22 protein-coding genes are annotated in these 26482 nt (G+C 66.9%); 13 read left to right on the forward strand and 9 right to left on the reverse strand.

What is annotated here, in order from left to right:
* Positions 1-175: 175 nt before the first annotated feature.
* The 5 genes from ACW17Z_RS09970 to ACW17Z_RS09990 all read right to left on the reverse strand — a co-directional run bounded on the left by ACW17Z_RS09970 (position 176) and on the right by ACW17Z_RS09990 (position 8734).
* Complete coding sequence (locus tag ACW17Z_RS09970) at positions 176-967, reverse strand: SapC family protein (RefSeq protein WP_419319535.1); 792 nt, start codon at positions 965-967, stop codon at positions 176-178.
* Positions 968-1132: 165 nt separating this feature from the next.
* The gene (locus ACW17Z_RS09975; protein ID WP_492055878.1) at positions 1133-3169 is read right to left on the reverse strand and encodes a TonB-dependent receptor; all 2037 of its coding nucleotides are present in this window, start codon (positions 3167-3169) and stop codon (positions 1133-1135) included.
* 133 nt (positions 3170-3302) lie between these two features.
* Entirely contained in the window at positions 3303-4181 is an 879-nt protein-coding gene (gene aguB, locus ACW17Z_RS09980) for an N-carbamoylputrescine amidase (protein ID WP_492055879.1), read from the reverse strand.
* Complete coding sequence (locus ACW17Z_RS09985) at positions 4178-5179, reverse strand: agmatine deiminase family protein (protein WP_492055880.1); 1002 nt, start codon at positions 5177-5179, stop codon at positions 4178-4180. The genes aguB and ACW17Z_RS09985 overlap by 4 nt, the downstream gene beginning before the upstream one ends.
* Positions 5180-5326: 147 nt before the next feature.
* Positions 5327-8734, reverse strand: a complete 3408-nt coding sequence (locus ACW17Z_RS09990) for a TonB-dependent receptor (protein ID WP_492055881.1) — start codon at positions 8732-8734, stop codon at positions 5327-5329.
* 205 nt (positions 8735-8939) lie between these two features.
* Between ACW17Z_RS09990 and ACW17Z_RS09995 the strand changes: the two genes are divergently transcribed.
* Entirely contained in the window at positions 8940-10493 is a 1554-nt protein-coding gene (locus ACW17Z_RS09995; RefSeq protein ID WP_492058510.1) for an ArnT family glycosyltransferase, read from the forward strand.
* On the opposite strand, the gene ACW17Z_RS10000 is transcribed toward ACW17Z_RS09995, so the two are convergent.
* Complete coding sequence (locus ACW17Z_RS10000) at positions 10490-10849, reverse strand: DUF1304 domain-containing protein (protein WP_419319529.1); 360 nt, start codon at positions 10847-10849, stop codon at positions 10490-10492. The two genes, ACW17Z_RS09995 and ACW17Z_RS10000, sit on opposite strands and share 4 nt — an antisense overlap.
* Positions 10850-10861: 12 nt before the next feature.
* On the reverse strand, positions 10862-13174 hold the full coding sequence (gene divL / locus ACW17Z_RS10005) for a cell cycle protein kinase DivL (protein WP_492055882.1): 2313 nt from the start codon (positions 13172-13174) through the stop codon (positions 10862-10864).
* Positions 13175-13343: 169 nt separating this feature from the next.
* Here divL and ACW17Z_RS10010 point away from each other — a divergent pair, with 169 nt between their 5' ends.
* Positions 13344-13745: a metallopeptidase family protein gene (locus ACW17Z_RS10010; protein WP_492058511.1), complete on the forward strand. Its 402-nt coding sequence runs from the start codon at positions 13344-13346 to the stop codon at positions 13743-13745.
* Positions 13745-14158: an SWIM zinc finger family protein gene (locus ACW17Z_RS10015; protein WP_492055883.1), complete on the forward strand. Its 414-nt coding sequence runs from the start codon at positions 13745-13747 to the stop codon at positions 14156-14158. The genes ACW17Z_RS10010 and ACW17Z_RS10015 overlap by 1 nt, the downstream gene beginning before the upstream one ends.
* A 167-nt stretch (positions 14159-14325) precedes the next feature.
* On the opposite strand, the gene ACW17Z_RS10020 is transcribed toward ACW17Z_RS10015, so the two are convergent.
* The gene (locus tag ACW17Z_RS10020) at positions 14326-14838 is read right to left on the reverse strand and encodes a GFA family protein (protein ID WP_492055884.1); all 513 of its coding nucleotides are present in this window, start codon (positions 14836-14838) and stop codon (positions 14326-14328) included.
* 630 nt (positions 14839-15468) lie between these two features.
* Here ACW17Z_RS10020 and ACW17Z_RS10025 point away from each other — a divergent pair.
* From ACW17Z_RS10025 to ACW17Z_RS10035, 3 genes are all read left to right on the forward strand, one after another.
* Positions 15469-15690, forward strand: a complete 222-nt coding sequence (locus tag ACW17Z_RS10025; protein WP_492055885.1) for a hypothetical protein — start codon at positions 15469-15471, stop codon at positions 15688-15690.
* Between the two features lie 32 nt (positions 15691-15722).
* Positions 15723-17378 carry a lysine--tRNA ligase gene (locus ACW17Z_RS10030; protein WP_492055886.1) on the forward strand — a complete coding sequence of 552 codons (1656 nt, stop codon included), beginning with the start codon at positions 15723-15725 and terminating at the stop codon, positions 17376-17378.
* A gap of 259 nt (positions 17379-17637) precedes the next feature.
* Positions 17638-17847: a hypothetical protein gene (locus tag ACW17Z_RS10035; RefSeq protein WP_419319524.1), complete on the forward strand. Its 210-nt coding sequence runs from the start codon at positions 17638-17640 to the stop codon at positions 17845-17847.
* A 3-nt stretch (positions 17848-17850) separates the two neighbouring features.
* On the opposite strand, the gene ACW17Z_RS10040 is transcribed toward ACW17Z_RS10035, so the two are convergent.
* Positions 17851-18492 (reverse strand): S24 family peptidase, encoded by a 642-nt coding sequence (locus ACW17Z_RS10040; protein ID WP_419319523.1) that lies wholly within the window; start codon positions 18490-18492, stop codon positions 17851-17853.
* 191 nt (positions 18493-18683) lie between these two features.
* Here ACW17Z_RS10040 and ACW17Z_RS10045 point away from each other — a divergent pair, with 191 nt between their 5' ends.
* The 7 genes from ACW17Z_RS10045 to ACW17Z_RS10075 are packed head-to-tail and all read left to right on the forward strand — an operon-like array spanning position 18684 to position 26458.
* The gene (locus tag ACW17Z_RS10045; protein WP_419255911.1) at positions 18684-19163 is read left to right on the forward strand and encodes a MerR family transcriptional regulator; all 480 of its coding nucleotides are present in this window, start codon (positions 18684-18686) and stop codon (positions 19161-19163) included.
* Positions 19164-19202: 39 nt separating this feature from the next.
* Positions 19203-20996 carry an acyl-CoA dehydrogenase C-terminal domain-containing protein gene (locus tag ACW17Z_RS10050; RefSeq protein ID WP_419319521.1) on the forward strand — a complete coding sequence of 598 codons (1794 nt, stop codon included), beginning with the start codon at positions 19203-19205 and terminating at the stop codon, positions 20994-20996.
* A gap of 2 nt (positions 20997-20998) precedes the next feature.
* Positions 20999-22162 carry an acyl-CoA dehydrogenase family protein gene (locus ACW17Z_RS10055; protein WP_492055887.1) on the forward strand — a complete coding sequence of 388 codons (1164 nt, stop codon included), beginning with the start codon at positions 20999-21001 and terminating at the stop codon, positions 22160-22162.
* Positions 22159-22539 (forward strand): hypothetical protein, encoded by a 381-nt coding sequence (locus ACW17Z_RS10060; protein WP_492055888.1) that lies wholly within the window; start codon positions 22159-22161, stop codon positions 22537-22539. The genes ACW17Z_RS10055 and ACW17Z_RS10060 overlap by 4 nt, the downstream gene beginning before the upstream one ends.
* Complete coding sequence (locus ACW17Z_RS10065; RefSeq protein WP_492055889.1) at positions 22539-23018, forward strand: OsmC family protein; 480 nt, start codon at positions 22539-22541, stop codon at positions 23016-23018. The genes ACW17Z_RS10060 and ACW17Z_RS10065 overlap by 1 nt, the downstream gene beginning before the upstream one ends.
* Before the next feature lie 23 nt (positions 23019-23041).
* Entirely contained in the window at positions 23042-24247 is a 1206-nt protein-coding gene (locus ACW17Z_RS10070) for an acetyl-CoA C-acetyltransferase (RefSeq protein ID WP_492055890.1), read from the forward strand.
* Between the two features lie 12 nt (positions 24248-24259).
* Positions 24260-26458: a 3-hydroxyacyl-CoA dehydrogenase NAD-binding domain-containing protein gene (locus ACW17Z_RS10075; RefSeq protein WP_492055891.1), complete on the forward strand. Its 2199-nt coding sequence runs from the start codon at positions 24260-24262 to the stop codon at positions 26456-26458.
* The last annotated feature ends 24 nt before the right edge of the window (positions 26459-26482 follow it).

Genomic DNA, 26482 nt, shown 5'->3' on the forward strand with positions numbered 1-26482 from the left:
GTAATACGCGCATGTCCGCTTCAGGGACGTGGGCGCGGCAGATCTGTCCAAACAGTAGGGCCAGCCCCCAACGCCCGCTCAGCCTCGCAAACCGAACTCAGCTTCAGCCCAGAAAAAAGGCGGCGAAGCCGAAGCCTCGCCGCCCTCATTCCGAACCTCCCGAAGGAAGCCTGTCTTAGTTCACAACCACGCCCGCCGCGGCCGCCTGGCGGACCATGGCGACGGCGATCAGGCGGTCCCAGCCGACCAGCGACACCAGGTGCGCATAGATCTGGGCCAGGGCGCCGTTGGTTTGCAGTTCGCGCAGCTTCTCGACCGGCAGGGCGTTCAGCTTCTCTTCCGACACGCCGTAATATTCGGCGACGGTCTGCGGCTGGCCGGGCTGGCCGGCTTCGTCGGTCGGGGTGAAGACGGCGGTCTTCAGCTCGAATAGGTCGTTGTCCTTCAGCAGCTGCACGAACGAGTCGGTACGGCGGCGTTCGGCTTCGAAGTCGTCGCAGAACTTGATGCAGTTCTGCGTGTATTCGGTGGGCTCGCCCTTGTCGTCGAACAGCTTGGTTTCGCCGGTTTCCGACAGCAGGCTCGAGCCCTTGTCGATGCAGACGATCAGGCGGTCTTGGCCTTCGTCATTGGCCAGCACGAACGGATAGCGGCGGATATAGGCGGGGATATAGACGCCCGCGTCGATCGAGCCGTCGGCGTTGACGAACAGGTTCTCGCCGTTGTTCAGGCCCATGACGGCCAGGGGAACGCGGTCGTCGCCGGCGAAGATCACCGGGAACGACAGGGCAGCCGGAGCAAACTCGGTGACCGTCAGCGGCACGGCGGTGCCGGTGGCGGCGAAGCTGTACGGCTTCTCGTTGTGAACGAGGGCCAGTTTGGCATGTTGCTCGCGGTTCAGCGGCTCAGGCGAGACGTAGAACAGAACGTTGCCGGAGATGCCGCCGGCGGACTGAGTCGATTCCATGGATAGCTCTACAAAAAAGCTGAAAGGGCGGACGCGCGAGCGGCCGTAAAGGGCTTGGCGCTTCTAGCCGATCCCGGAGAGCCCGGCAATCGACCCGTCCCGACCGGGGATATCGCGGCCGCCCTTTCCACTGTCGAGCGAACGCCGTCCGCCCGACAAGGGTCCCTAGAAGCGCCAGGCGACGCCCGCGCGCACCGAACGGCCGGCCGACGGCGCGATGTCCTTGAGGAACGAGGCGTGCTCGCGGATCTCCTCGTCGGTCAGGTTGCGGCCGTCCAGGAACACCCGCAGCTGGCCGTCGCCCTTCGGCTTCCAGGCGAGGGAAGCGTTCAGCACCGTATAGGCGTCGGTCGGCAGTTCGCCCTGGGCGACGCGGTCCTGCTCGCCGACACGGCGGGCCTCCACGCGGGCGGTCCAGAAGCGAGCGTCGTAGATCGCCCGGCCCGTCACCGAATAGGACGGGATGCGGGCCGGCGGGCCCAGATCCGTCGCGCCGCGCACGAAGTCACCGGAGGCCTCCAGGGTCAGGCTCTGATCGTCCCTGCGCCAGGCCTTGTAGCTGGTCTCGACCTCGAAACCGCGGAAGTCGGCCTTGGTCTGGATATACTGATAGACCGCCAGACCATCTTCCTCGGCGCCGGTCGGGCGCAGGTCGATGAAGCCGTCATAGCGGGCGGTGAACAGGTGCAGGTCGGCGCTCAGGCGTTGGCCGGTATAGTGGGCGGTGGCCTCGACCGACCAGGCGGTTTCCTCGCCCAGGTTGGCGTCGCCGATCTCGAAGCCGCGCGTGGCCACGTGCGGGCCCTCGGCATAGAGTTCGGCCTCGGTCGGGGCGCGGCTGTTGCGCGACAGGGCCACGCCGAAGAACACCGCGTCCGACGGCCGGGTGAAGACCCCCAGCGAGCCGGAAATGTTGGTGAAGTCGGCCTGGCCCTTCAGGCTGTCGAGATCGCGATAGTCGATGCGCAGACCACCCTCATAGCCCCAGCCGGCCTTCTCGACCCGCTGCTGAGTGAAGGCGCCGTATTCGGTGATCTTGGTCTTGGGCACATAGGCCTCGGCGCCCTGGGCGTCGAAGTTGCGGCGCAGGGCCTGGACGCCCACCGCGCCCTTCCAGCCGTTTCGCTCGGTCTGGACCAGTTCCAGGCGGCCCTCATAGCCGTCGGACATGAACTTGGTGCCGACCGCATCGCCCTCGAACTCGGTGTGCTCATAGTCGGCGTGGCCGGCCGAGGCGCGCAGCTTGGCGAAGGGGCCGAAGGGTCGGTTGTACTCGCCGCGCAGGTCGATGCGGGTCTGGGTCAGGCCGATGGTGACCGGCCCTTCCGCCTCAACGCCCGGCTCCTCGTGGGCGTGGCCGGGGACCCCGTAGGTCGTGTCGGTCTTCTTGACCGAGACGCCGATGAAGCCATCGGCGCCGACATAGGAGACGCCGCCGCCGATAGCCTTCAGGTCAACCGCCGTATTGGCCAGCTTTCCGCCGCCGCCCTCGGCGATTTCGCCTTCGGAGGCCAGCAGGCGGCGGGATTCGGCGAAGACGGGAATTTCATAGTCGTCCGCAACGCGCTTCAGGCCGTCCAGGGTCAGGACCAGCGGGCCGACCGCCGCGTGGATGGCGCCGGAAACGGCATAGCTGTCATCGCCCGTCGCGCCCGAGGCCAGCAGTCGGCCACTATAGCCGCCGTCCGGGGCGCGGCTGGCGATGCGGTCGTCGATGATGTTGATCACCCCGCCGATGGCCGAGCCGCCATAGGCCAGGGCCGCCGGGCCGCGCAGCACCTCGATGCGCTCGGCCTCGCCCGGATCGGTGGCCACCTGGTGGTCGGGCGACAGGGCGCTGGCGTCGATCTGGCCCACGCCATTGGTCAGCACCTGGACGCGGGGACCGGCCAGGCCGCGCACCACCGGACGGCTGGCGCCGGCGCCGAAGGCGGTCGAGCGCACGCCGGGCATGCCGCTGAGCAGGTCGCCCAGGCCGGTGGGGGGCGCGAGATCCAGATCGGTGCGGTCGACGATGGCGACGCTGGCGGTCAGGTTGTCGGCCGACACCGCATAGGGCGCGGCGGTGACCACCACCTTGGAGACCTCGACCTCCTGACCGGACGCCGGCGCGGTCCCGGCGGGGACGACTTCGGCCTGGGCGGTGGCGGCGGCAGTCAAGACCAGCAGGCTGACGGCGGAGAAACAAGCACGACGGAGCATCGAACAATCCTGAACCTTGGCCGGGGTAACGGCCTCGATTGGAGTGTTATGAAATAACATATCTACTCGTCAAGCGGCTTCGCGCGCAATCTGCCGCCTTGCGCCCGGCGCCCGAAAACGGTGCAGGCTGGACCTAGGCCGGACGCGGGCTGGCCAACGCGCCATAAAGATCCGACCGCCGGTCGCGGAAGAAGCCCCAGGCCGCGCGGTGGGTCTGCAGGTAGTCGAGATCGAACGACGCCGCCACCAGACCCTCGTCGTCGCGGCCCAGCTCGCTGACCAGATCACCGCGATGGTCGGCGATGAAGCTGGATCCATAGAACTGCTGACCGCCATTGGGATAGTTCTCCCAGGGCTCGAAGCCGATGCGGTTGGCGCCGATCACCGGGATCACATTGCTGACCGCATGGCCTTGCATGGCCCGCTGCCACGGCAGGGTGGTGTTCAGCGTCGGGTCATGCGGCTCGCTGCCGATGGCGGTGGGATAGAACAGCGCCTCGGCGCCCATCAGGGCCATGGCCCGGGCGGCCTCGGGGTACCACTGGTCCCAGCAGATGCCGACGCCCAGCCGGCCAAAGCGCGTGTCCCAGACCTTGAAGCCGGTGTCGCCGGGCCGGAAATAGTACTTCTCCTGATAGCCGGGGCCGTCGGGAATGTGGCTCTTGCGATAGAGACCCAGCATCGAGCCGTCGGCGTCGGCCATGACCACGCTGTTGAAATAGTGCGGACCTTCGCGCTCGAAGATCGAGATCGGGATCACCACGCCCAGCTCGCCGGCCAGGGGGGCGATGGCCTTGACCACCGGATGCTCGCGCCAGGGGTGGGCTTCGGCGAACCACTTTTCTTCCTGGGTCACGCAGAAATACGGCCCCTGGAACAGTTCGGACGGCAGGATTACCTGCGCGCCGCCGGCGGCGGCCTGGCGGATGAAGGCCTCGGTCTTCTTGATATTGGCCTGCAGATCCATCCCGTACGAGGTCTGGATCGCGGCGACGTTCAGGGTCCGGGTCATGCCGGCTCCTGCTGGCTGATGCAGTGGAACGAGCCGCCGCCGGTCAGGATGGCGGTCGAGGGCAGGCCGATGACCTCGCGCTCGGGGAACAGGCCCTGGATCACCTCAACGGCGAAGGCGCCGGACTCCTCGGCGTAGATCGGCACGATCACCGCCTCGTTGGCGATCAGGAAGTTCATGTGCGAGGCCGGGATAGGCTCGCCCTCGTCATCCAGAATGCGGCCCGGCGACGGGATGCGCACCACCTGCAGGGGCGAGCCGCGGCTGTCGGTCATGCCGGCCAGGGTGCGGGCGGTGTCGGCATAGACCTCGGCATTGGGATCATCGGCGCCGAAGGCCATCGGACAGGCTACAACGCCCGGCGCGACGAAGCGGGCCAGGTTGTCGATATGGCCGTCGGTGTGGTCGTTCAGCAGGCCATCGCCCAGCCACAGCACCTTCTTGACGCCCAACGCCTTGGACAGCGCCGCAAAGGCCTTGGCCTCGTCGAAGTCGCCGTTGCGGTTCTCGTTGAGCAGGCACTGGCGGGTCGAGAGCACGGTGCCCAGGCCGTCATGGTCCAGCGAGCCGCCCTCCAGCACGAAGCCGTTGCGGGTCAGGGGCGTGCCCGAGGCGGCGGCGATCTGCTCGGCGACGATGTCGTCGCCCTCCATCTCGAACTTGCCGCCCCAGCCGTTGAACTCGAAGCCGGCCGCGACTGGACCTTCCGGGGTCTCGACATAGATCGGGCCGGTGTCGCGCAGCCAGATGTCGCCGAACGTGCCGCGCACGATCTCGACCGTAGTGTCGGCCAGCAGGGCCCGGGCGGCGGCCTCGGCCTCGTCGCCCACCACCATCAGCCGCACGCGCTCGGCGCCGGGGCCGGCCAGGGCGCGGGCCAGATCGGCCACTTCCTTCTGGGCGACCGGCAGGTCTTCGCGCCAGAGCTCAACATGGCTGGGAAAGCCCACCCACATCGCGCGGTGCGGGGCCCACTCGGCAGGAACGGTCGGGGTCATGTGTCGAAGCCTGGATCAAAACGGGAGGCGCAAATGGCCCTTGGCGGACCGGGGGTCAAGCAGGCGTTCTAGCAAATCCGCGCGACAAAACAAAAAGGGCGGCCCGTTGCGGGGCCGCCCTTCCTGTTCGTCGAGGTGACGGGTTCGTTAGAACTCGTAACGCAGCGAAATCTGCATGGTCCACAGCGAGTTTTTGACGTCGCCGCGGGTCTTGGTGATCGAGGTCGGAACCAGCGAATACACATAGGCAGGGCAGGTGGCGTTCGCCGTGGCAGCCAGAGCGGCTCCGTTGGCGGCAACGCAGCCCACGCGGGCCAGGGTGGTGCCGTCGCCGTATTCCTCGACCTTGCCCCAGTCGCGATCGATCAGGTTCAGCAGGTTGCGGATGTCGAACTGGACCTTCAGCTTGTGGCCGTCGATCAGGGTCGGCAGTTCCTGGCTGAGCTGCAGGTCGACGCGGTTCAGATCCTTGTTGGTGTTCGAGTACTTCTCAAGGATGCCTGGCTTGAGGCCGAACTGGTTCACATAACCGATGAACCGGTCGCGGTTGGCGGCGTCGATGAAGAACACGTTGCCGATCTGCAGGTCAGCGGTGTTGGTGTCGGCCTTGATGTCCGGCACGTACAGCAGCTGAGCGGCGCGGTTCACACCGAACACCGGGCTGCGGCCCGAAGCGGCGTCGCCCATGGTGAAGCCGAACGGACGACCCGAGGTGCGCTCAGCAAACAGGGAGATGCGCGTCTCGTTGTCGCCGAAGAACTTCTTCCGGTAACCGACTTCCAGCTTGTAGCGGTCCTTGATCTCTTCCAGCGCGGTGCCGTAGGCGTCGCGGGCCGGATCCAGGCCGGCCGGAACGCTGTTGTACAGCGAGCCGGCGGTGGTGCCGAAGCGCAGGCCGGCGTTCGACTCGTCGATGTTCTGACGGGCGTAGCCGAGACCCAGGTCCAGACCGAAGTCGAAGGACTTGGACAGGCCAACGCCGAAGGTGAAGGCTTCGCCCTTGTCGATGTTGTTGGTGATCAGGTCGCGGTTGTCGCCGGGGTTGACCGAAGACACGCCCTGAGCGGCGCGAGCCGTGGACGAGAGGGTCAGACCGTCATAACGCGGACGACCGTCCGGGGTCACGGCGCGTTGGCCGTTGATGACCAGCGGCTGGGCGCGGGCGTCGGTGAAGGTCACGGCGTCCTGAGCCTGGGTGGCCACATACTGAACGTCGAGGTTCCAGCCGTCGTACACTTCCCAGTTGGCGCCGAAGTACAGCTTCCATTCGGCCGGCAGTTGGAAGGCCGGGTTCAGGGCGATGACTTCGTTGGTCGGATTGATGCCCGGGGTGCCGGCCAGGGTGCCTTCCTGGAACGACTTCACCAGGGTCGGGATCTGATAGCCAAAGCCCGAGAAGGTGTTGAGGTTGTCCAGGGCGGCGGCGCCGACAGCGGCGTTGAAGCCCGGGGTCACGCTCGACGAGGTCGAGGATTCCAGATAGCCGTTGGCGCCCGTGCAGTTCGACCCGGCGGTGATGCAGCGGCGGATGGTGGTGCCGGCGATCTGATAGCCGTTGTTGTAGAACGGCGTGGCGAACAGAACTTCCGGCTGGCCGCCCGAGAACAGGCCAAAGCCGGCGTTCAGCTTCAGGGTGTCGGTCGCGCGCCAGGTCGCCGAGACGCGCGGCATCAGGATGCTCAGGCCGTCCAGGGTCTTAGCGTTGGTGAAGCCGTTGCGGGCCACGAAGTTCGGGTTGGTGGCCGGAACATCGTCCATCTTGATCCAGTCGAAGCGGAAGCCCGCCGTGACCTTGATGTCGTCAGTGACGTCCAGCGAGTCCTGGGCGTAGAGCGAGTGCATCCAGTACTTGAAGTCGGCGGCGGCGTCGTTGGCCTTGCCGGTGACCGAGTTGCTGTAGGTCAGCGAGTTGGCGCGGCCAGCCGCGAAGTCGGCGATCGAGTCGAAGTAGTAGGTGCCGCGCGAGTTCGGCACGAACACGTTGAACACTTCCTTCTTCGAGCCCTGGTAGCCGGCCTTGAAGACGTGGTCGCCCATCGAATAGGTCGCCGTGCCCTGGAACACCGCTTCCTGGATGTCCAGCTGATTGGCGTGGCGGAAGGCGTCAGGCCCGAAGCGCACCGACGAGAAGCCGCTGGCGCAGCTGGTGATCGTCGAGTTGGTCGGGGCGCTGTCGGCGGTCGGGGCCGTACAGATGGTCACGTCCGAATAGTTCTGACCGCTCTTGGGGTTCTGACCCTTGACCCAGTCGCGATAGGTGGCGCGAACGGTCGTCGACAGACGATCGGTCCAGTCCGAGTTGATCTCGAGGGTGGTGCCTTCGTCGAGATAGGTCGCGTCGTACCAGTGCGAGTCGAGGGCGGCGGTGGTGGTGCCCAGGTCGGTCCGCGAGGTGAAAAGCGACTCGGCGCGGCGATAGCTGAGGCTGGCGCGGTGCTGGTCGTTGATGTTCCAGTCGATCTTGGCCGAGTACTTCTCGTCGGTGACCGGGGTGGAGCGCAGGATGGAGCCGGCGGCAAAGTCGCTGGCGTAGGCGCTGTTATAGATGCCGACGACCTGATCGATCGTGGCCTGGCTCAGGCCGTTGGCGAAAGGCGTCGCGAAACCCGCGCCGGCCGGACCGGTGCCGGTGACGTCAAGGGTTTGGTACTTCTCGTACGAGCCGGCGAAGAACAGCTTGTCCTTCCAGATCGGGCCCGACAGGAAGCCGCCATAGTTCTTCTGGCTGATCAGCGGCGTGATGCGCTGGCTACCGATGTGGCGACCGATCAGGCCTTCATTCAGATAGTTGACGAAGGCGCTGCCGTGGAAGTCATTGCCGCCCGAGCGCAGGACGATGTTCAGGGCGCCGCCCGTGAACGAGCCGTTCTCGACGTCGGTGGGGACAGCCGCGACGCTGAACTGCTCAACGGCGTCCAGCGAGATCGGGCCACGCGCGGTGGGCAGGCCACCGGTTTCCAGGCCGTAGGGGTCCTGGGCGGCGACGCCGTCGATGGTGATGCGGTTGGTGCGCGGGTTCGAGCCGGCGATCGAGATGCCGCCGTCGTTGCGGACGTTCTGCGAGACCAGGATGTCGCGGCGCGCCAGATCGCGGACGTCGCGGTTGATCGAGACAACGGCTTCGATCGCGTCGCGGTTCAGGACGGTCTTGGGACCAGCTTCGCTGTTACCGGCAGCCGAGGCGGTGACCACCACGGCTTCGACCGCGTTGGCGGCCAGGTCGATATCGACGCGCTGGGTGTCGGCCAGCGACAGATAAACGTCGGTGACCTTCTTGCCTTCCAGGCCCGGGGCCTGGACGGTGATTTCGTAGGGGCCGCCGACGCGGAGGCCGCGGGCGTCATAGGTGCCGTTGGCGCCCGAAACCGTGGTCGAGCGCGTGCCCGACGGGGTGTGAACGATGGTGACCGCAGCGCCGGCGACCGGCGCTCCGCCTTCACCCGTCACCGCACCGCGGACGGCGGCGGTGGTTTCCTGAGCGTACACTGCGCTGGACGCGGCGAGCGCGAGCACGGTAAGGGCTGCCCCACTGGCGAGCCTTTTCATCGAAATCATTGCAATCCCCTCGTTCTGGCGCGCTCTCGACACAAAAGAGAAACATCGCACCTCATGTTAGCGGCTTCCATAGCCGTGGATTTCGAAGGTTTGGTGACGGAAAGGCCACGCTGGACCACAAACCCTCCGCCATCGGCGCCTTTGCAACACATTTGGTCAGGACTTTCTTACTTGTGCCGGAGAACTCAGCGTGGCGCTTGATGAAATGACGCAGCCGGACAGTGGGCGGGCCTGGCGACTGACGCTCTGTATGGTGGGCGTGCTGACGATTCTGCGGCTCGCCGCCCTGTTCGCCACGCCGTTCGAACTCTACCCGGACGAAGCCCAGTACTGGCTGTGGTCGCGGACCCTGGATTTCGGCTATTTCTCCAAGCCGCCAATGATCGCCTGGCTGATCTGGGCCACCACCTCGATCGGCGGCGACTCCGAAGCCTGGGTGCGGATTTCGGCGCTGTTCCTGCACGGCGGCACGGCCCTGATCATCGCCCGCATCGCCGGCAGGCTGTATGGCGGCTGGACCGGCCTGGCGGCGGCGGCGCTCTACGCCCTGATGCCGGCCATACAGCTGTCATCGGGCGTGATCACCACCGACGCGCCGCTGCTGTTTTTCCTGTCCCTGACGATCTGGGCCTATGTGTCGCTGCCGGCGCTGGAGGCCCGCCGCAGGCTGCCGATCGCCATCGCCCTGGGCGCGGCCCTGGGCCTGGCCTTCCTGTCGAAATATGCGGCGGTCTATGTGCTGGCCGGCCTGGCCGCTCACCTGGCCGCCTCGCGGGAAGCGCGTCAGGTCTGGACCCTGCCGATGGCCGCAGCCGCCCTGGCCGCCCTGGCGATCGTCTTCTCGCCCAACCTGGTCTGGAACCTCACGCACCATTTCGCGACGCTGGAGCACACCGCCTCCAACGCCAACTGGAACGCCGCCAAGTTGTTCAACATCCGCGAACTGATGGAGTTCATCGGCTCGCAGTTCGGCGTCTTCGGCCCCATCCCCTTCGGGGTTTTGGTCGGCGGCGCGATCGGGCTGGGCGCGCGGCGCCGGCTCCAGCCCGCTGACCTCCTGCTGCTGTGCCTGGCGGCCCCGCCCCTGCTGACCGTGGCGGCCCAGGCTTTCGTCTCACGCGCCAACGCCAACTGGGCCGGCGTGGCCTATATCGCCGGCTCGATCCTGGCGGCGGCCTGGCTGCTGCGCTGGAACGCCCGCCGCTGGCTGATCGCCGCCGTCGCGATCCAGGCGACGTTCTGCGCCGTCTTCATCGCCTGCATGGTCAATCCGCGGATTGCCGACACAATCGGCGCGTCCAACAGCTTCAAGCGCGTGCGCGGCTGGGAACAGGGGACTGAGACGATCATCGCCCGGGCCCGCGAGGAACAGGCCGCCGGCGGCCTGACCAGCATCGCCATGGACGACCGCTTCCTGTTCAACGTCACCGCCTATTATGGCCGCGACTATTTCGGGACGCCCGGCGCCCCGCCGCTGAAGATGTGGGTGCACGAGGCCCGTCCGCAGAACCAGGCCGAGACCGAGGCCCCGCTGACCGCCGCCTCCGGCCGTCGCACCCTGATCGCCAGCCTGGAGGGCGACTACCGCGCCGAGATCGAGCAGGACTTCGCCCGGACCTCGGGGCTGGAGATCGTCCGTGTGCGTCTGGACCGCAAGCACGTTCGGCGCATGGACCTGTTCGTCGCCGAGGACTTCCGCCCCCTGCCCCGCGATCCGGTCACCGGCCTACCGCCCAGGCCGAAGGGCCAGAAACCCTAGGCCTGATAGCCCAGCACCAGGGCCACCACCGCCGGAACGGTCTGGATCAGCAGGATCGACTTCTTGACCGTCGCTGCGCCCCAGACGCCGGCGATGGCCACGCAGACCAGGCCAAAGGTCTTGAAGGCCGAGGCTGTGACGGGGTCCGGATAGAAAAGCCCCAGCGCCAGGGCCAGGACCAGAAAGCCGTTATAGCAGCCCTGGTTCGACATCGCCGGCTTGAGCACCGCGGCAGCCTCGTCGGTCAGGCCAAAGGCCTTCTTGCCCCGGCTGTCGAACAGCACGGTCTCCAAGAGCACGATGTAGATGTGGATTAGCAGGACGAGACCGGCGGCGATCTGGGCGGCGAGTAGCATGGCGCGATCTCTTTAGAACGACAGTTCGGGCTGCATGGCGCCCGGCTGCTGGGTCTCGGGCAGGTGGCAGGTGAAGGTTGAGCCCGAGCCCGGCTCGCTTTCCAGCGCCACCCAGCCGCCGTGCAGTTCAACCAGGGCCTTGACCAGAGCCAGGCCCAGGCCCGGGCCGCCGCGATCACGGCCGACGAAGCGGTCGAAGATGTGGGCCTGGACATGGAACGGCACGCCGCGCCCGGTATCGCGCACGTCCAGCCGCACCTCGCCCAGAGCCCGGCGGGCCGAGAGGGTGACGATGCCGTCCGGCGGGGTCTGGCGCAGGGCGTTCTCGACCAGATGGTCCAGGGTCTGGGACAGACGCTTGAGGTCGCCGCGGATCAGGCCGACATCCTCGTCGCACTCGATGGTCAGGGTCACGCCGCCCAGGGTGGCGTCCTTGGTGGCGCGCTCGCGGGCCTCGACCAGCAGGTCGATGACGCGGATGTCCTGGATCTCCAGCGCCATCTCGCCGGCGTCGATCTGGGCCATGTCCAGCACGTCGTCGATCGAGCGGGCCAGCTGGGTGGCGGCGGCGCGGACGGCGGCCACGTGGTTGCGGCCGCGCTCGTGGAGGCCGTCGGCCCGTTCCAGCAGCTCAGAATAGCCGATGATCGTCGTCAGGGGCGTGCGCAGTTCGTAGGAGACGTTGCCCACGAAGTCGCGCTTCAGGCGCTCAGCCTCGGCCAGGGCGGCGGAGCGGTCGGCCAGGGCGCTTTGCAGGTCGCGGGTGTCGGTGACGTCGGTGAAGCCGATCAGGGTCGCGCCATCGGGCAGCGGCCGGCTTTGATACAGCACGATGCGACCGTCCGAGGTGCGCACCTCGCCCGAGGTGGGCGCGCGCATCTGCGGATCGGGATCGGCGACCCGGCCCTTCAGCTCGCGCCAGAAGGCCAGATCGTGCAGACGCGGCACGCACAGGTCGACCACGCCTTCGAAATCGACCGCCGCCTCGAGGGCCTGGGCCGTGACATTCCAGAAGGTCTCGAAGGCGTCGTTGTGCAGTCGCAACCGGCCGTCGGAGCCGAACACCGCGACGGCGTCGTTCAGCTTGTCCAGCGTGGCCTGCTGCACCTGGATCAGGGCGTTGTACTGGGCCTTGAGTTTCAGCTCGCCGGTGATGTCGGAATAGAGCAGCAGCATGCCGCCTAGCGGGTGCGGCTGGCGAACCAGCTTCAGAGTCCGACCGTCAGGCAGACCCCACATGTCGTCGGCCTGGGGACCCAGGTCCTCGTAGTGGGCCAGTTCCTCGGCTTTCCACTTGGCGTAGTCGATGGTCTCGGGCAGGCGGCGGCGCTGGCGCAGGCGGTCGAGGATCTCGCCATGGGTCGGGCGGTCGGCCAGCCAGGCGGGCTCCAGGCCCCACAGCTCGGCGAAGGCGGTGTTGTGGAACGCCAGGCGGCGGGTCTGGCTGAAGATCGCCACGGCGTCGGCGATGTGATTCAGCGTCTCGTCGTGAGCCTCGACATGCTTGCGCAGGGCGTCGCGGACATCCTCGATCTCGGTGACGTCGCTGCAGAACACCCCGACCCCGCCGCCGTCCAGCGCCTTGGCGGCCACGCGGAAGGCGCGGCGGCGGCCGTCGACATTGACCCAGCGCAGGGCCTCGCGGCGCTCGCCCGAGGTCGCGGCCTCGACGGCCAGGGTGTCGGCGGCGCGGTCGAAGGTCTTGCCGCCCAGGGCGGCGGTCGCGGCCGAGGGCGCATCCACGGCGCGCAGATAGGCGGCGTTGCCCCAGACCGGCGCGCCGTCGGCGCTGGAGATCCAGGCCGGCTCCACCAGCCCATCGACAAAGGCGGCAAAGCGGGCGGCCGACGGCAGGCCGGCCTCATTGGAAACCACCGCCGCCAGACGCAGCCAGGCCAGGGCCCCGGCCGCGCGGCCCTCGACGGAGACGGAACCGGCGGAGCCCAGGGCCTCGAAGGCGCAGGGCTCGCCGCGCTCGAACAGGCCGCGCAGGCGCACGGTGTGATCCGGATCCAGCAGCATCAGAGCGGCCACCACCTCTTGCGCCCGGGCCTCGCAGCCCAGCACCACGGCGCAGGCGCCCAGGCTGTCGGCGCCCGACACGAGGGCGGCCTTGCCGTCCTCGACCGAGATCAGGGCGCTGTCGAAGGCTTCCGCCGAGGCTTGAGCCGCCAGGGCGCCGCTCTCCAGACTGGACAGCCGGCCTTGCAGCACGGCCAGCCTGGCCTCGAAACGCCGACGCTGGGCCAGGGCCCAAAGCGTCGCGCAAATGGCGAGGCAGACCGCGCCGGCGGCGGCCGCGAGAATCAGGTCATGAGAAGTCATCAGGCCGGTCGCTAAAGCCCCATGCAGCCCGCGAAGGCGGGTCCGCGAATCAGAATCACAGATTAGTCGGGCCGTGACCAGAGCGCGACCGGAACGGCTGTCGCAGGGCCCGATAGACGGCACGTCGCACGCCGCTGGCGAAACCGGCCAATCGGTCTATCTGAGAGTTATGGAATGGACCGCTCGCCCCGCCCCGTCGCTCGATGATTTCGCCGCCCTGGCGCAGGCCGCCTTCAAGGCCCTGCCCGAGCCGTTCGCCGGCCTGTCGGCCGATGTCGAGATCCGCATCGAGGACTTCGCCGCCGACGACGTGCTCGACGACCTTGGCATCGAAGACCCGTTCGAGCTGACCGGCCTCTATCAGGGCGTGGACCTGGGCCGCCGCTCGGTGCTGGATTCCGGCGTCCACCCGTCGATGGTGTTCCTGTATCGCCGCCCGATCCTCGACGAATGGTGCGAGCGCGGCGACGTCACCCTGGACGAGCTGATCAGCCACGTTCTGATTCACGAGATCGGCCACCATTTCGGCCTGTCCGACGACGACATCCACCGTATCGAGGACGACGCCTGATGACCCCGCCCCGCTTCGAGCTTGAGGCCTTCCGCGACCGGATGAGCGAGGGCTCGTTCGCCAACGGCCTGGACCTGGCCCAGGACGGTTCAGTCGCGCTGATCGCCCTCGAGGACGAGATCGTCACTGCCCATGTCCAGGGCGGTGAGCTCTATGTGGTCGAGCTGCGTCCGCCCGCCGAGGGAACCTGCACCTGCCCGGGCTTCGACAAGTTCGGGGCCTGCAAGCACCAGGTCGGGGTCGCGGCGGCCGTCAACGCGCTGGACACGGCCGGCCTGCAGAAGGCCCAGAGCCGCATGGCCCGCCTGCGCGAAGGCCTGGCCCTTGAAAGCCAGGACGCCCTGATCGAGCGCCTGGTCGAGCTGGCGCGGCTGCGGCCGGATGTGCTGGCGGCGCTGGAGGGCGGCCTTTAAATCCTCCGCTCCCCTAAATCCCCGCTCTCCCCGGCGAAGGCCGGGGCCCAGATTCAGCCTGAGCGCCCGGGGATGATGCGCCATTAGGCCTGAGCCAAACCCGCCAATGCTCTGGGGTTCGATCTGGACCCCGGCCTTCGCCGGGGAGAGCGGATTTGGGGAACCCCCTAAACCACGTCCGACCAGTCATCGACCCGCCGCTTAGGCTTGCGCCGGGGCCGCTCCCACATCACGCCGGGATAGCCCTTGAGCGGGGCCAGCGGCTCGCCCGTCCAGGCCCAGTCGGGCGCCTGCTCGATCGCGGTGTGATACCGCGCCTCGCGACCGGTTCGTTCGGTGAACAGGGCGCGAGGGATGTTGACCATGGTCGGCGCCCGCTGGCGCTCATAGAGCATCGGCGTGCCGCACCGGCCGCAGAAGCTGCGGACCGTTCCAGCCTCGACGTCCTCGAACCGGGTCAGGGCCTCGGCGCCCTCCAGGATGCGAAACCGGCTTCGATAGCTGCCGACATAGGTCGCATAGGCCGCGCCCTGGGCGTGTCGGCTGGCCGCAGAGTGGTCGTGCCACGCCCAGCGGGCGGGAACGTCGATCTCCAGCTTCACCGCGCCGCAGACGCACTGGCCGCCGGCCTGGACGGCGGAAGCCTTGACGGCCTTGGGACGGGGCTGGGCTTTGCGCATGGGGGAACCACTCGGTCGTGCTGGCTGGCGCATCGCGCCCAACCAGCCCTTCATCTCTTGGAGGCTTCAGCGTGCCGGTGTGGACAGGTCAGTCAAGGCTCGGTCTGCGACCGGCCGCTCCGCGGCGACGCGGAGCGGCGGCCTTGAGTGACCTGTCCACACCGGCGATGGTCTCGCCGTGAGATGAAAGGCTGGCTCCCTTCTCGCGGACGAGAAGGTGGCTGCGCCGCCAGCCCCAAACTCACCGTCATTCCCGCCCTTGTGGCGGCGGGAACCCCCGCTTCAGCTGACATGTGAGACGCCAGCGAAGTGCGCGCGCGCTTCACCCCTTCCGCACCTGCCGCGGATCGAGGGTGCCCGGGCCGAAGGCTCGGAATGACGGTTGAAGGGGGTGTGTGAAACGGAAAGCCGCCAGCGGCGAGGCCCCGCCTCAAAGCCTTGGAGGTGAGCTTGCTCTGAGGTCAGGCCGTGTCAATGACCGGCCAGAGGCCGGCCGCGCGCGGCGGCGCGGCGCGCCGTCATTGACACGGCCTGACCTCAGAGCTCCAATTCCACCAAGGGTTTCAGGGCGCGCCAGCCTCCGCTGCGGCGGCGGCGGGGACTACGGAAGCCAGAGACAGGAGTCGTCGGTTGGAAATCATTGTCAGCGAGCTGAGACCTGTGCCCGAAGATCGTGGCGCATGGGCTCGGGTGATCATCGATTTGCCAGCAAGGCATGATGACAAGCTGTCGGAGTCACTCGAGCTGAACGTCTATCTGTCAGAGGTCGTGGATCTAAAATTCCATGAGGTTCTTGAGAGAGCCGAGAGCGAAGCCTTCAAACTGTTGTCAGCAGCGACCGCGAAAACCTAGCCACCACCGCCGCTTCCCCCTATACCGCCCGCATGTTTGAAGGCCTCTCCCCCCTCGCCCGCGACGCACGCGCCTGGCCGTTCGAGCAGGCGCGCGCCCTGCTGGCCCGCACGCTGCGCCTGCGCCTGTCCGACGCCGAGCGCGATCTCGCCTCGACCCTGATCAACGCCGGCAAGACCGACGAAGCGGTCGCCACCCTGGAGGCCCTGCGCAAACCGGTGGTGCTGGAGACCGGCTATGGTCCGTCGGGCCTGCCGCACATGGGCACCTTTGGCGAGGTGGCGCGCACGACCATGGTCCGCGCGGCGTTCCGCGCCCTGACCGACGACAAGATCCCCACGCGCCTGATCTCGTTCAGCGACGACATGGACGGCCTGCGCAAGATCCCGCCGAACGTGCCCAATGGCGAGGTCATGATCCCCGACCTCGACAAGCCGCTGACCGTGGTCCGCGACCCCTATGGCGAGCACGAGAGCTTCGGCCACCACAACAACGCCCGCCTGCGGACGTTCCTGGACGGGTTCGGTTTCGACTACGAGTTCGTGTCGTCCACCGACTGCTATCGCGGCGGCCGCTTTGACGAGACCCTGCTGATCGCCCTGGAGCGTTTCGACGCCATCCAGAAGATCATGCTGCCCTCACTCGGTGAAGAACGCCGGGCCACCTATTCGCCGTTCCTGCCGATCAGCCCCAAGACCGGCAAGGTGCTGCAGGTGCCGACCCTGGAGCGCAATGTCGCCAAGGGCACCATCGTGTTCCGCGACGAGGACGGCGAGCTGACCGAGGTTCCGGTCACGGGCGGCGGCGTCAAGATGCAGTGGCGTCCCGACTGGGCCATGCGCTGGACGGCCCTGGGCGTCGACTACGAGATGAGCGGCAAGGACCTGATCGACAGCGTCCGGCTCTCGAACCAGGTCTGCAAGGTGCTGGGCGGCTCGCCGCCGGAAGGGTTCCACTACGAACTCTTCATGGACGAGAACAACCTGAAGATCTCCAAGACCAAGGGCAACGGCCTGACCATGGACGAGTGGCTGCGCTATGGCGCGCCCGAGAGCCTGGCCTACTACATGTTCCAGAGCCCCAAGTCGGCCAAGAAGCTCTATTTCGACGTCATCCCCAAGGCGACGGACGAATATCTCCAGCAGCTGGACGCGTTCCAGAAGCAGGAGCCGGGCAAGCAAATCGACAACCCGGCCTGGCACGTCCATTCGGGCAAGCCGCCGCAGCAGGGCTCGCCGGTGTCGTTCAGCCTGATGCTGAATCTCGTTTCGGCCGCCGACGCCTCGACCAAGGACATCCTGTGGGGCTTCCTGGGGCGCTATGTCGATGGCGCCACGCCCCAGACCCAGCCGCTGCTGGACCGCCTGGCCGGCTATGCGATCAACTACTACGAGGACTTCGTGAAGCCCTCGAAGACCTTCCGCGCTCCGACCGATGTGGAGCGCGCGGCGATCGTCGACCTTCGCGCCCGCCTCGCGGCCCTGACGGACGGCTGCCTGGACGCCGAGCTGATCCAGAACGAGGTGTTCGCGGTCGGCAAGGATCACGGCTTTGACCCCCTGCGCGCCTGGTTCCAGGCCCTGTACGAAGTGCTGCTCGGCCAAAGCCAGGGCCCGCGCTTCGGCTCCTTCGCAGCGATCTTCGGCCTGGACCGGACGATCGCGCTGATCGACGAGAAGCTGGGTTAAGATCCTCCCCCTCCGGGGGAGGACGGCCCAAAGGGCCCGGAGGGGGCCAGCGCGGCCTATGTCCAGCTAGCCCCCTCAGTCGCTCCGCGACAGCTCCCCCAGTGGGGGAGCATCTAAGGCCCCGCTTACCCGCGCTGGGTGAGTCACCGTGCCTGCGACACCGTGTCCGTTAAGGTGAACGGTCCCTGAATTGCCGGTTAAGGGAATGTCCGCAATTGCGGGCGTAAGGTTCCAGGATCAGAACCCCAAGGTTAGTCCAATGGCTTCGTTCACCCTTCGCCCGTCAGACCGTTCGGAATTCGATTCTCTGCTCGGTGACCTGACCAGCAAATTCCCCGGCGCCCATGTGGAAGCCGCGCACAACGACATCTGGGGCTCCTACCGGGTCGACGTGTCCTGCGACGCGCCCTGGGAAGGCGATCTGCTGGCCTATATCAACGGCCAGCACGGCAACTGCCCGCGCACCTAGGCTTTACTGGCTGGCCCAGAGGATCCTGGCGATCCAGGCCACATCGCCCCGCTCCAGCACGCGGTCGCCATAGTCCCGGTTCAGCGAGGTCAGCTCGATCGTCCGGGCGGTGACGCGCGCCAGTTCCTTGGCCATCACTTCTCCCGCATTGGTCTTGACCACCACCCGGTCGCCCCGGCGCGGCTCGATCGAGGGCGAGACCAGGATGCGGTCGCCGTCGCGAAATACCGGGACCATCGAGTCCCCGGAAATCTCCAGCGCATAGACGCCGTCTTCCTGCAGGCCGGGAAAGGCGATCTCGTCCCAGCCTTCGCCGACGGGAAAGCCCGCATCGTCGAAGAAACCGTCAGAGCCAGCCTGGGCCAAGCCCAGCAGCGGCACACCCCGCGCCGGCGGGCGCTTGGCCGTTTCGGTGAGGGCGGCGAACTCGGAAAAGCCCACGCCGGTGGCCTCCAGCACCTTGGCCAGGCTCTCGGTCGAGGGCCAGCGCGGGCGCGCCTCGGCGTCTGATGAGGTGCGCTTGGAGCGGTTGAAACTGGTGGGGTCCAGCCCCGCCATCTTGGCCATGGCCGAGGGGCTCATGTCGAAACGCTTTGCGAGCGCGTCAATCGCGGTCCAGATTTCGGTGTGCGAAAGCGCCGTCATGTCGCGAGCTCCAGCGTGGCCGTGCCGGAAGGAAAATAAGCCGCGAGGCTAGGAAAGTAAACCTATTCCGATGGTCTTCGGTTGACGTTTACGTAAACGTTGACGTCAACGGAAACCCGGAATAGGGTGATCAACGATAACAAAGCGGCCCCGCCGCGTAGCTGGGCCTTTCCTCTTGGGAGGTTTCTATGTTGGCCGACCTACGTCGCCCCGAGCGGACGTTCACGATCCGCAATCTCTGCAACGAATTCAAAGCCACGCCCCGCGCCCTGCGCTTCTATGAGGACAAGGGCCTGCTCAATCCGGCCCGCGAAGGCCTCAACCGCGTCTATTCCCACAAGGACCGCGTCCGCCTGCAGCTGATCCTGCGCGGCAAGCGGGTGGGCCTGTCGCTGTCGGAAATCCGCGAACTGCTGGACCTGTATGACGAGAACGACGACGGCGCGGCCCAGATGGCCCGATCGCTGAAGAAGTTCCGCGAGCGCGCCACCGCGCTGGAGCAGCAGCGCGAAGACATCGACGGCGCCCTGATCGAGCTCCACCAGGCCTGCGCCCGCCTCGAACAGCGCCTGGCCGAAATCCGCCCCGACCTGCTGCCCCGCGCCGCCGACTATGACCAGGTGCTGCGCGCCCGGCTGGACGGTCACGCGGACGCCGCGCTCGGCAAGTAAGCTTCCCCGCTTCTACTCCTCTCTCTTCCAGGACCTTCCATGACCTACCAGGCGCCCGTTCGCGATCACGTCTTCATCCTGCGCGACATGCTGAACATCGATCAGCATGGCCAGCTGCCGGCCTTCGCCGACGCCTCGTTCGATACGGTCGAGCAGATCCTGGAAGCCGCGGCCCAGTTCACCGGCGAGGTGCTGGCCCCGCTGAACGCCGTGGGCGACAAGCACGGCTGCGTGCTGGACAAGGACACCAACGAAGTCACCACCCCGCCGGGCTTCAAGGAAGCCTACAAGCAACTGTGCGAAGGCGGCTGGACGGGCCTGGGCTCCGACCCCGCCTATGGCGGCCAGGGCCTGCCGCACGTCGTGAACCTGGCCTTCAGCGAGATGTCGAGCTCGGCCAACATGGCCTTCTCGATGTATCCGGGCCTGGCCCACGGCGCCTATTCGGCCATCCACACTGGCGGCACCGACGCGCAGAAGGAACTCTATCTGCCCAAGATGGTGACCGGCGAATGGACCGGCACCATGAACCTGACCGAGCCGCACTGCGGCACGGACCTTGGCCTGCTGCGCACCAAGGCGGTTCCGCAGGCTGACGGCACGTATCGCATCACCGGCCAGAAGATCTGGATCAGCGCCGGCGAGCACGACATGGCCGACAACATCGTCCATCTGGTGCTGGCCCGCATCGAAGGCGCCCCGGCCGGCGTGAAGGGCATTTCGCTGTTCATCGTCCCCAAGTTCCTGCCCAAGGAAGACGGCTCGGTGGGCGAGCGCAATGTCGGCGCCAAGTGCGTGGGCCTTGAAGAGAAGATGGGCATCCACGGCAACGCCACCTGCGTCATGCAATACGAAGACGCCAAGGGCTGGCTGATCGGCGGCGAGAACGCCGGCCTGAAGATCATGTTCGTGATGATGAACGAGGCCCGCCTGGGCGTCGGCATGCAGGGCGTGGCCCAGGGCGAGGCCGCCTATCAGGCCGCCGTCGCCTTCGCCCGCGACCGCCTGCAGGGCCGCTCGCTGACCGGCCCCAAGAACGCCGACGGCCCGGCTGATCCGATCATCGTCCACCCGGACGTGCGTCGCATGCTGCTGGAGAGCAAGGCCCTGATCGAGGGCGGTCGCGCCTTCCTGTTCTGGACGGCCCTGCACGGCGACCTGGCGCACGGCCACCCGGACGAGAAGGTCCGGGAAAAGGCCGAGGACTATATGGGCCTGATGACGCCCGTGCTGAAAGGCTACCTGACCGACAAGGGCTTCAAGATCTGTTCCGACGCGGTGCAGGTTCACGGCGGCAGCGGCTTCACCGAGCACTTCCCGGTCAGCCAGTTCATGCGCGATTGCCGCATCGCCCTGATCTATGAGGGCACCAACGGCGTGCAGGCCCTGGACCTGGTGGGCCGCAAGCTGGCCTCCAAGGGCGGCCGCGCGGTGATGACCTTCTTCCAGGAAATCGACCAGTTCATCGGCGAGAACGACACGGATGCGGGCCTGAAACCCTTCATCACGGCCCTGGCCGAGGTGAAGGCCCAGATGCAGGACGGCACCATGTGGCTGATGCAGAACGGCTTGCAGAACCCCGACAACGCCGGCGCGGCCTCGACCGACTACATGCACCTCTTCGGCCTGACGGGCCTGGCCTATATGTGGGCCCTGCAGGTCAAGGCGGCCCAGGCCAAGATCGCGGCCGGCTCGTCCGATCCGTTCTATTCGACCAAGGTGGTCACGGCGCAATATTTCATCGAACGCATCTTGCCTGACGCTGGGGCGCATCTGACCAAACTCAAGACGGGCTCAGCGACCCTGATGGCGCTGCCTGCGGAGGCTTTCTGATCATGAGCGTGCTCGACGTCGCAAAACCGGCTTTCATGGCTGAGGAAGACATCGCGATCTTTGACGACGCGGTAGGCAAATTCTTCGACGAGCACGCGCCTGAAGCGACGGTCGCCCAGTGGCGCAAGAACCACTGCGTCGATCGCGACATGTGGACCAAGGCGGGGGAGGCCGGCTTGCTGGGCCTCTCCGTGCCGGAGGAATATGGCGGGGCCGGCGGCGACTATCGCCACGAGGTCGTGCTGATGGAACAGCTGGGCCTCAAGGGCGTGGATGGCTTCGGCATCAGCCTGCACAACGCCATCATCATGCCCTATCTCGTCCACTACGGGACCGAGGAGCAGAAGCGCCGCTGGCTACCCAGAATGGCCACCGGCGAGCTGGTCGGCGCGATCGCCATGACCGAGCCCGGCGCGGGCTCGGACCTTCAGGGCATCAAGACCACCGCCAAGAAGGTCGGCAACCAGTACGTCATCAACGGCTCCAAGACCTTCATCACCAATGGTCAGACCGCCAATCTGATCATCGTGGTCGCCAAGACCGACGCCGCCGCCGGCGCGCGCGGCACCTCGCTGCTCATCGTCGAGACCGATGGCGCGGAGGGCTTCGAGCGGGGCCGCAACCTCGACAAGCTGGGCCAGGAGGCCCAGGACACGTCCGAGCTGTTCTTCAACGACGTCAAGGTTCCGACCGAGAACCTGCTGGGCACGGACGAGGGCCAGGGCTTCTTCCAGCTGATGGGCCAGCTGCCGCAGGAGCGCCTGAACATCGGCGTTCAGGGCATGGCGACCATCGAGCGGGCGCTGGAGCTGACCATCGCCTATGTCAAGGAGCGCCGGGCCTTCGGCAAGGCGATCCTCGACTTCCAGAACACCCAGTTCGTGCTGGCCGAATGCAAGACCGAGGCGACCGTCGCCCGCGTCTTCATCAACCACTGCATCGAGCGGCACCTGGCCGGCAAGCTGGACGCTTCGACCGCCTCGATGGCCAAGTACTGGGTCAGCGATCTGGAGAACAAGATCGTCGATCGCTGCCTGCAGCTGTTCGGCGGCTATGGCTTCATGAACGAGTATCCGATCGCCCGGATGTACCGCGACAGCCGCGTCCAGCGGATCTATGGCGGCACCAACGAGGTGATGAAGATCCTGATCGCGAGAACGCTGTGATCCTCACGCTCGCCCTGATGGCCCAGGCCGCCACGGCGGCCCCCAAGCCCGCCGCGCCCGACGCGCGCGCCGCCGTGGTCTGCGTTCGCGCGGCCCCCGGCGGTCGCCGGCCCCTGACTTTCAGCGGAACCCTGGTGGGCAAGCGTCCGCAGCCGGGAGCCTTCAAGCTGCCGCTGACGCCGGGCAGCGATGTCTGCAACAACCTGCTGCGCTCCAAGATCGCGACCTGGTCGCTCGAAGTCACCACCTCGGGCTTCACGCCCTGCGTCCTGCCCGCGCCGGAGTTCGGCCAGCGGGTGACCTACAGCGCCAAGGCCGGCGCTCGCGGCCTGAAGTGCGCCCAGATCGCCAAGAGCCCGATCGGGACCTGGAAGTAATGTCGGTCCACACCGCCACCATCAGCTGGTCTCTGAAGCCCGACGAGGACTTCGCCAAGGGCCGCTATAGCCGCGTCCACACGCTGTCTTTTGACGGCGGCGTGACGACGACCGGTTCGGCCTCACCCTCGGTCGTGCCGCTGCCGTGGTCGGATCCGGCCGGCGTCGATCCCGAAGAGATGTTCGTGGCGGCCCTGTCGGCCTGCCACATGCTGACCTTCCTGGACCTGGCCCGCCGGGCCGGCTTCCACATCAGCGCCTATGCCGATACGGCCGAAGGCCTGATGACCAAAAACGATCACGGCGCGATGTGGGTCAGCACGGTCAACCTGCGCCCCCGGATCACCTATGCGGGCGCGCCGCCCAGCGAGGCCGAGGAAACGGCCCTGCACGAGGCCGCTCACCACACCTGTTTCATCGCCAATTCGGTTCGCACGGATGTGCGGGTCGAGCCGGCGCTTACCCCACCCCCCGTTTAGACGACGCAGGAAGGAGCCATCAAATGGCCGACGCTTACATCTTTGACGCCGTGCGCACCCCGCGCGGCAAGGGCAAGAAGGACGGATCTCTGCACGAGATCACCTCGCTGTCCCTGGCCAGCCAGGTCCTGGAAGCCCTCCGTGACCGCAACAATCTCGACACCTCCTATGTCGACGACGTCGTGCTCGGCTGCGTCGCCCCCGTGGGCGAGCAAGGTTCGGACATCGCCCGCACCGCCGTGCTGACCGCCGACTATGCCGAGAGCGTCGCCGGCGTGCAGATCAACCGCTTCTGCGCCTCGGGCCTGGAAGCCGTGAACATGGCGGCCGCCAAGGTCGCTTCCGGCGAGGCCCAGCTGGCCATCGGCGGCGGCGTCGAGAGCATGAGCCGCGTGCCCATGGGCAGCGACGGCGGCGCCTGGCCGACCGACCCGTCCAGCGCCTTCAAGACCTATTTCGCCCCGCAGGGCGTCTCGGCCGACCTGATCGCCTCGCTGTACGGCTTCTCGCGCGATGACGTCGACGCCTATGCCGTCGAAAGCCAGCGCCGCGCCGCCGCCTCGTGGGCCGACGGCCGCTTCAAGAAGTCGGTCATCGGCGTCAAGGACCAGTTGGGCATCACCATCCTGGACCATGACGAGACCGTGCGCGGCTCCACCACCATGCAGACCCTGGCCTCGCTGAACGCCTCGTTCACGGGCATGGGCGAGATGGCCTTCGACGCCGTGGTCACCCAGCGCTATCCGCAGGTGGAAAAGATCAATCACGTCCACCACGCCGGCAACAGCTCGGGCATCGTCGACGGCGCCGCCGGCGTGCTGATCGGCACCAAGGAAATGGGCGAGGCCCTGGGCCTGAAGCCCCGCGGCCGCATCAAGGGCGCCGCCTCGATCGGCAGCGAGCCCTCGATCATGCTGACCGGCCCCTCGCTGGTCACCGAGAAGCTGCTCAAGCGCCTGGGCATGGGCGTGAAGGACATCGACCTCTATGAGCTGAACGAGGCCTTCGCCGCCGTCGTCCTGCGCATGATGCAGGCGCTGGACATCCCGCACGACAAGATGAACGTCAACGGCGGCGCCATCGCCATGGGTCACCCCTTGGGCGCCACCGGCGCGATGCTGATCAGCACCATGCTCGACGAACTGGAGCGCTCCGACAAGGAGACCGCCCTGATCACCCTGTGCGTCGGCGCCGGCATGGGCACCGCTACCGTCATCGAACGCGTCTAAGGAGCTAACACCATGGAAAACTTCAAGATCGAGGTCGATTCCGACGGCGTGGCCCTGGTCACCTTCGACGTGCCCGGCCGGACGATGAACACCCTGACCGCTTCGGTGATCAAGGAAATCGGCGACGTCGTCGAGACCATCAAGAGCGACGCCAACATCAAGGGCGCCGTCATCACCTCGGGCAAGACGACCGGCTTCTGCGCCGGCGCTGACCTGGGCGAACTGGGCGGCTCCGGCGGCCTGGGCGGCGGCGGCGCGGGCGAAGAGGGCCTGAAGGCCGCCTTCGAAGCTGGCTTTGCGCTCAACAAGGCGTTCCGCGCCCTGGAAACCTGCGGCAAGCCGGTGGCTGCGGCCATCAATGGCCTGGCCATGGGCGGCGGCCTGGAAATCACCCTGGCCTGCCACTATCGCGTCGTGGCCGACAATCCCAAGATCCAGCTGGCCCTGCCGGAAGCCAAGGTCGGCCTGCTGCCCGGCGCCGGCGGCACCCAGCGTCTGCCGCGCCTGATGGGCGTGATGAACGCCGCGCCCTACCTGCTGGAAGGCAAGTCGATGAAGCCGGCCGAGGCGCTCGCCGCCAAGGTCGTGCATGAAGTCGTGCCCGCCGATCAGGTGGTCGAGGCCGCCAAGACCTGGGTCAAGACCAAGGGCGACCCCGTCGCCCCGTGGGACAAGAAGGACTTCAAGCTGCCCGGCGGCGGCCCCTACAGCCCCGGCGGCAGCCAGGTGTTCGTGATGGGCAACGCCATGCTGCGCAAGAGCACCTATGGCAACTATCCAGCCCAGCTGAACATCATGAAGGCGGTCTATGAAGGCGCCCAGGTGCCCTTCGACGCCGCTCTGCGGATCGAGACCCGCTACTTCCTCAAGACCATGATGACGCCCCAGGCCAAGGGCATGATCCGCACCCTGTTCCTCTCCCTCCAGGAGCTGGGCAAGGGTTCGGGCCGTCCCGCCGGCGTGCCGCACTATGACGTCAAGAAGGTCGCCGTCCTCGGCGCCGGCATGATGGGCGCGGGCATTGCCTACGTCCAGGCCATGGCCGGAATCGAAAGCGTGCTGATCGACCAGACGCAAGAAGCCGCCGACAAGGGCAAGGGCTACGCTGAAGCCCTGGTCAAGAAGGCCGTCTCGCGCGGCAAGATGACCGCCGAAAAGGGTGAAAAGGTCCTGGCCCTGATCACCCCGACCACCGACTATGCCCTGGTCAAGGGTTCGGATCTGGTGGTCGAAGCGGTGTTCGAAAACCGCGAAGTGAAGGCCGACGTCACCAAGAAGGCCGAAGCCCAGCTGGCCGACACCGCCATCTTCGGCTCCAACACCTCGACCCTGCCGATCACCGGCCTGTCGAAGGCCTCGGTGCGTCCCGAGAGCTTCATCGGCATCCACTTCTTCTCGCCGGTCGACAAGATGGGCCTGGTCGAGATCATCATGGGCGAACAGACCAGCCAGGAAGCCCTGGCCAAGTCGATCGACTACGTCCTGAAGATCAAGAAGACCCCGATCGTCGTTAATGACAGCCGTGGTTTCTACACCAGCCGCTGCTTCGGCACCTTCGTGCAGGAAGGCCTGGAAATGCTGGCCGACGGCATCGCCCCGGCGATCATCGACAATGTCGGTCGCGCCACCGGCATGCCGCGCGGTCCGCTGGAGATGAACGACGACGTCGCTCTGGACCTTGGCTACAAGGTCACCCAGCAGACCAAGAAGGACCTCGGCGACAAGTTCGAGGACCGTCCGTTCGCCCCGATCATCGAAAAGATGGTGGTCGAGCTGGGCCGTTTCGGCCGCAAGAACGGCAAGGGCTTCTACGACTATCCGGAGAACGGTCCCAAGACCCTGTGGAAGGGGCTGTCGGACCTTGCTCCGGTGAAGATCGCGGACGCCGACAAGGCCCTGATCGAGGAGATCCGCACGCGGCTGCTCTATCGCCAGGCCGTGGAAGCCGCCCGCTGCTTCGAGGAAGGCGTCATCGTCGATCCGCGCGAAGCCGATGTCGGCGCGATCCTGGGCTGGGGCTTCGCGCCCTGGACCGGCGGTCCCGTCAGCATGATCGACGGTATTGGCCTGAAAGCCTTCGTCGAGGGCTGCGACGCTCTCGCCCAGAAGTTCGGCACGCGATTCACGCCGCCCAAGCTGCTGCGCGAAATGGCCGAGAAGGGTGAAACCTTCTACAGCCGCTTCGGCGTCAAGACGAAGGCGGCGGCGTAAAGCTTCCTCCATCGCTGAGACAGG

The sequence above is a fragment of the Caulobacter sp. GSs2 genome (assembly GCF_058680895.1).

Excerpts from the sequence above, each read along its gene's own strand:
- ACW17Z_RS09995 (WP_492058510.1), top strand. The coding sequence starts at position 8,940 with ATGACGCAGCCGGACAGTGGGCGGGCCTGGCGACTGACGCTCTGTATG.
- ACW17Z_RS09985 (WP_492055880.1), bottom strand. The coding sequence starts at position 5,179 with ATGACCCCGACCGTTCCTGCCGAGTGGGCCCCGCACCGCGCGATGTGG.
- ACW17Z_RS10030 (WP_492055886.1), top strand. The coding sequence starts at position 15,723 with ATGTTTGAAGGCCTCTCCCCCCTCGCCCGCGACGCACGCGCCTGGCCG.
- divL (WP_492055882.1), bottom strand. The coding sequence starts at position 13,174 with ATGACTTCTCATGACCTGATTCTCGCGGCCGCCGCCGGCGCGGTCTGC.
- ACW17Z_RS10050 (WP_419319521.1), top strand. The coding sequence starts at position 19,203 with ATGACCTACCAGGCGCCCGTTCGCGATCACGTCTTCATCCTGCGCGAC.
- ACW17Z_RS09975 (WP_492055878.1), bottom strand. The coding sequence starts at position 3,169 with ATGCTCCGTCGTGCTTGTTTCTCCGCCGTCAGCCTGCTGGTCTTGACT.
- ACW17Z_RS09970 (WP_419319535.1), bottom strand. The coding sequence starts at position 967 with ATGGAATCGACTCAGTCCGCCGGCGGCATCTCCGGCAACGTTCTGTTC.
- ACW17Z_RS10055 (WP_492055887.1), top strand. The coding sequence starts at position 20,999 with ATGAGCGTGCTCGACGTCGCAAAACCGGCTTTCATGGCTGAGGAAGAC.
- ACW17Z_RS10020 (WP_492055884.1), bottom strand. The coding sequence starts at position 14,838 with ATGCGCAAAGCCCAGCCCCGTCCCAAGGCCGTCAAGGCTTCCGCCGTC.
- ACW17Z_RS10035 (WP_419319524.1), top strand. The coding sequence starts at position 17,638 with ATGGCTTCGTTCACCCTTCGCCCGTCAGACCGTTCGGAATTCGATTCT.
- ACW17Z_RS09990 (WP_492055881.1), bottom strand. The coding sequence starts at position 8,734 with ATGATTTCGATGAAAAGGCTCGCCAGTGGGGCAGCCCTTACCGTGCTC.
- ACW17Z_RS10065 (WP_492055889.1), top strand. The coding sequence starts at position 22,539 with ATGTCGGTCCACACCGCCACCATCAGCTGGTCTCTGAAGCCCGACGAG.
- ACW17Z_RS10040 (WP_419319523.1), bottom strand. The coding sequence starts at position 18,492 with ATGACGGCGCTTTCGCACACCGAAATCTGGACCGCGATTGACGCGCTC.
- aguB (WP_492055879.1), bottom strand. The coding sequence starts at position 4,181 with ATGACCCGGACCCTGAACGTCGCCGCGATCCAGACCTCGTACGGGATG.
- ACW17Z_RS10075 (WP_492055891.1), top strand. The coding sequence starts at position 24,260 with ATGGAAAACTTCAAGATCGAGGTCGATTCCGACGGCGTGGCCCTGGTC.
- ACW17Z_RS10000 (WP_419319529.1), bottom strand. The coding sequence starts at position 10,849 with ATGCTACTCGCCGCCCAGATCGCCGCCGGTCTCGTCCTGCTAATCCAC.
- ACW17Z_RS10070 (WP_492055890.1), top strand. The coding sequence starts at position 23,042 with ATGGCCGACGCTTACATCTTTGACGCCGTGCGCACCCCGCGCGGCAAG.
- ACW17Z_RS10010 (WP_492058511.1), top strand. The coding sequence starts at position 13,344 with ATGGAATGGACCGCTCGCCCCGCCCCGTCGCTCGATGATTTCGCCGCC.
- ACW17Z_RS10015 (WP_492055883.1), top strand. The coding sequence starts at position 13,745 with ATGACCCCGCCCCGCTTCGAGCTTGAGGCCTTCCGCGACCGGATGAGC.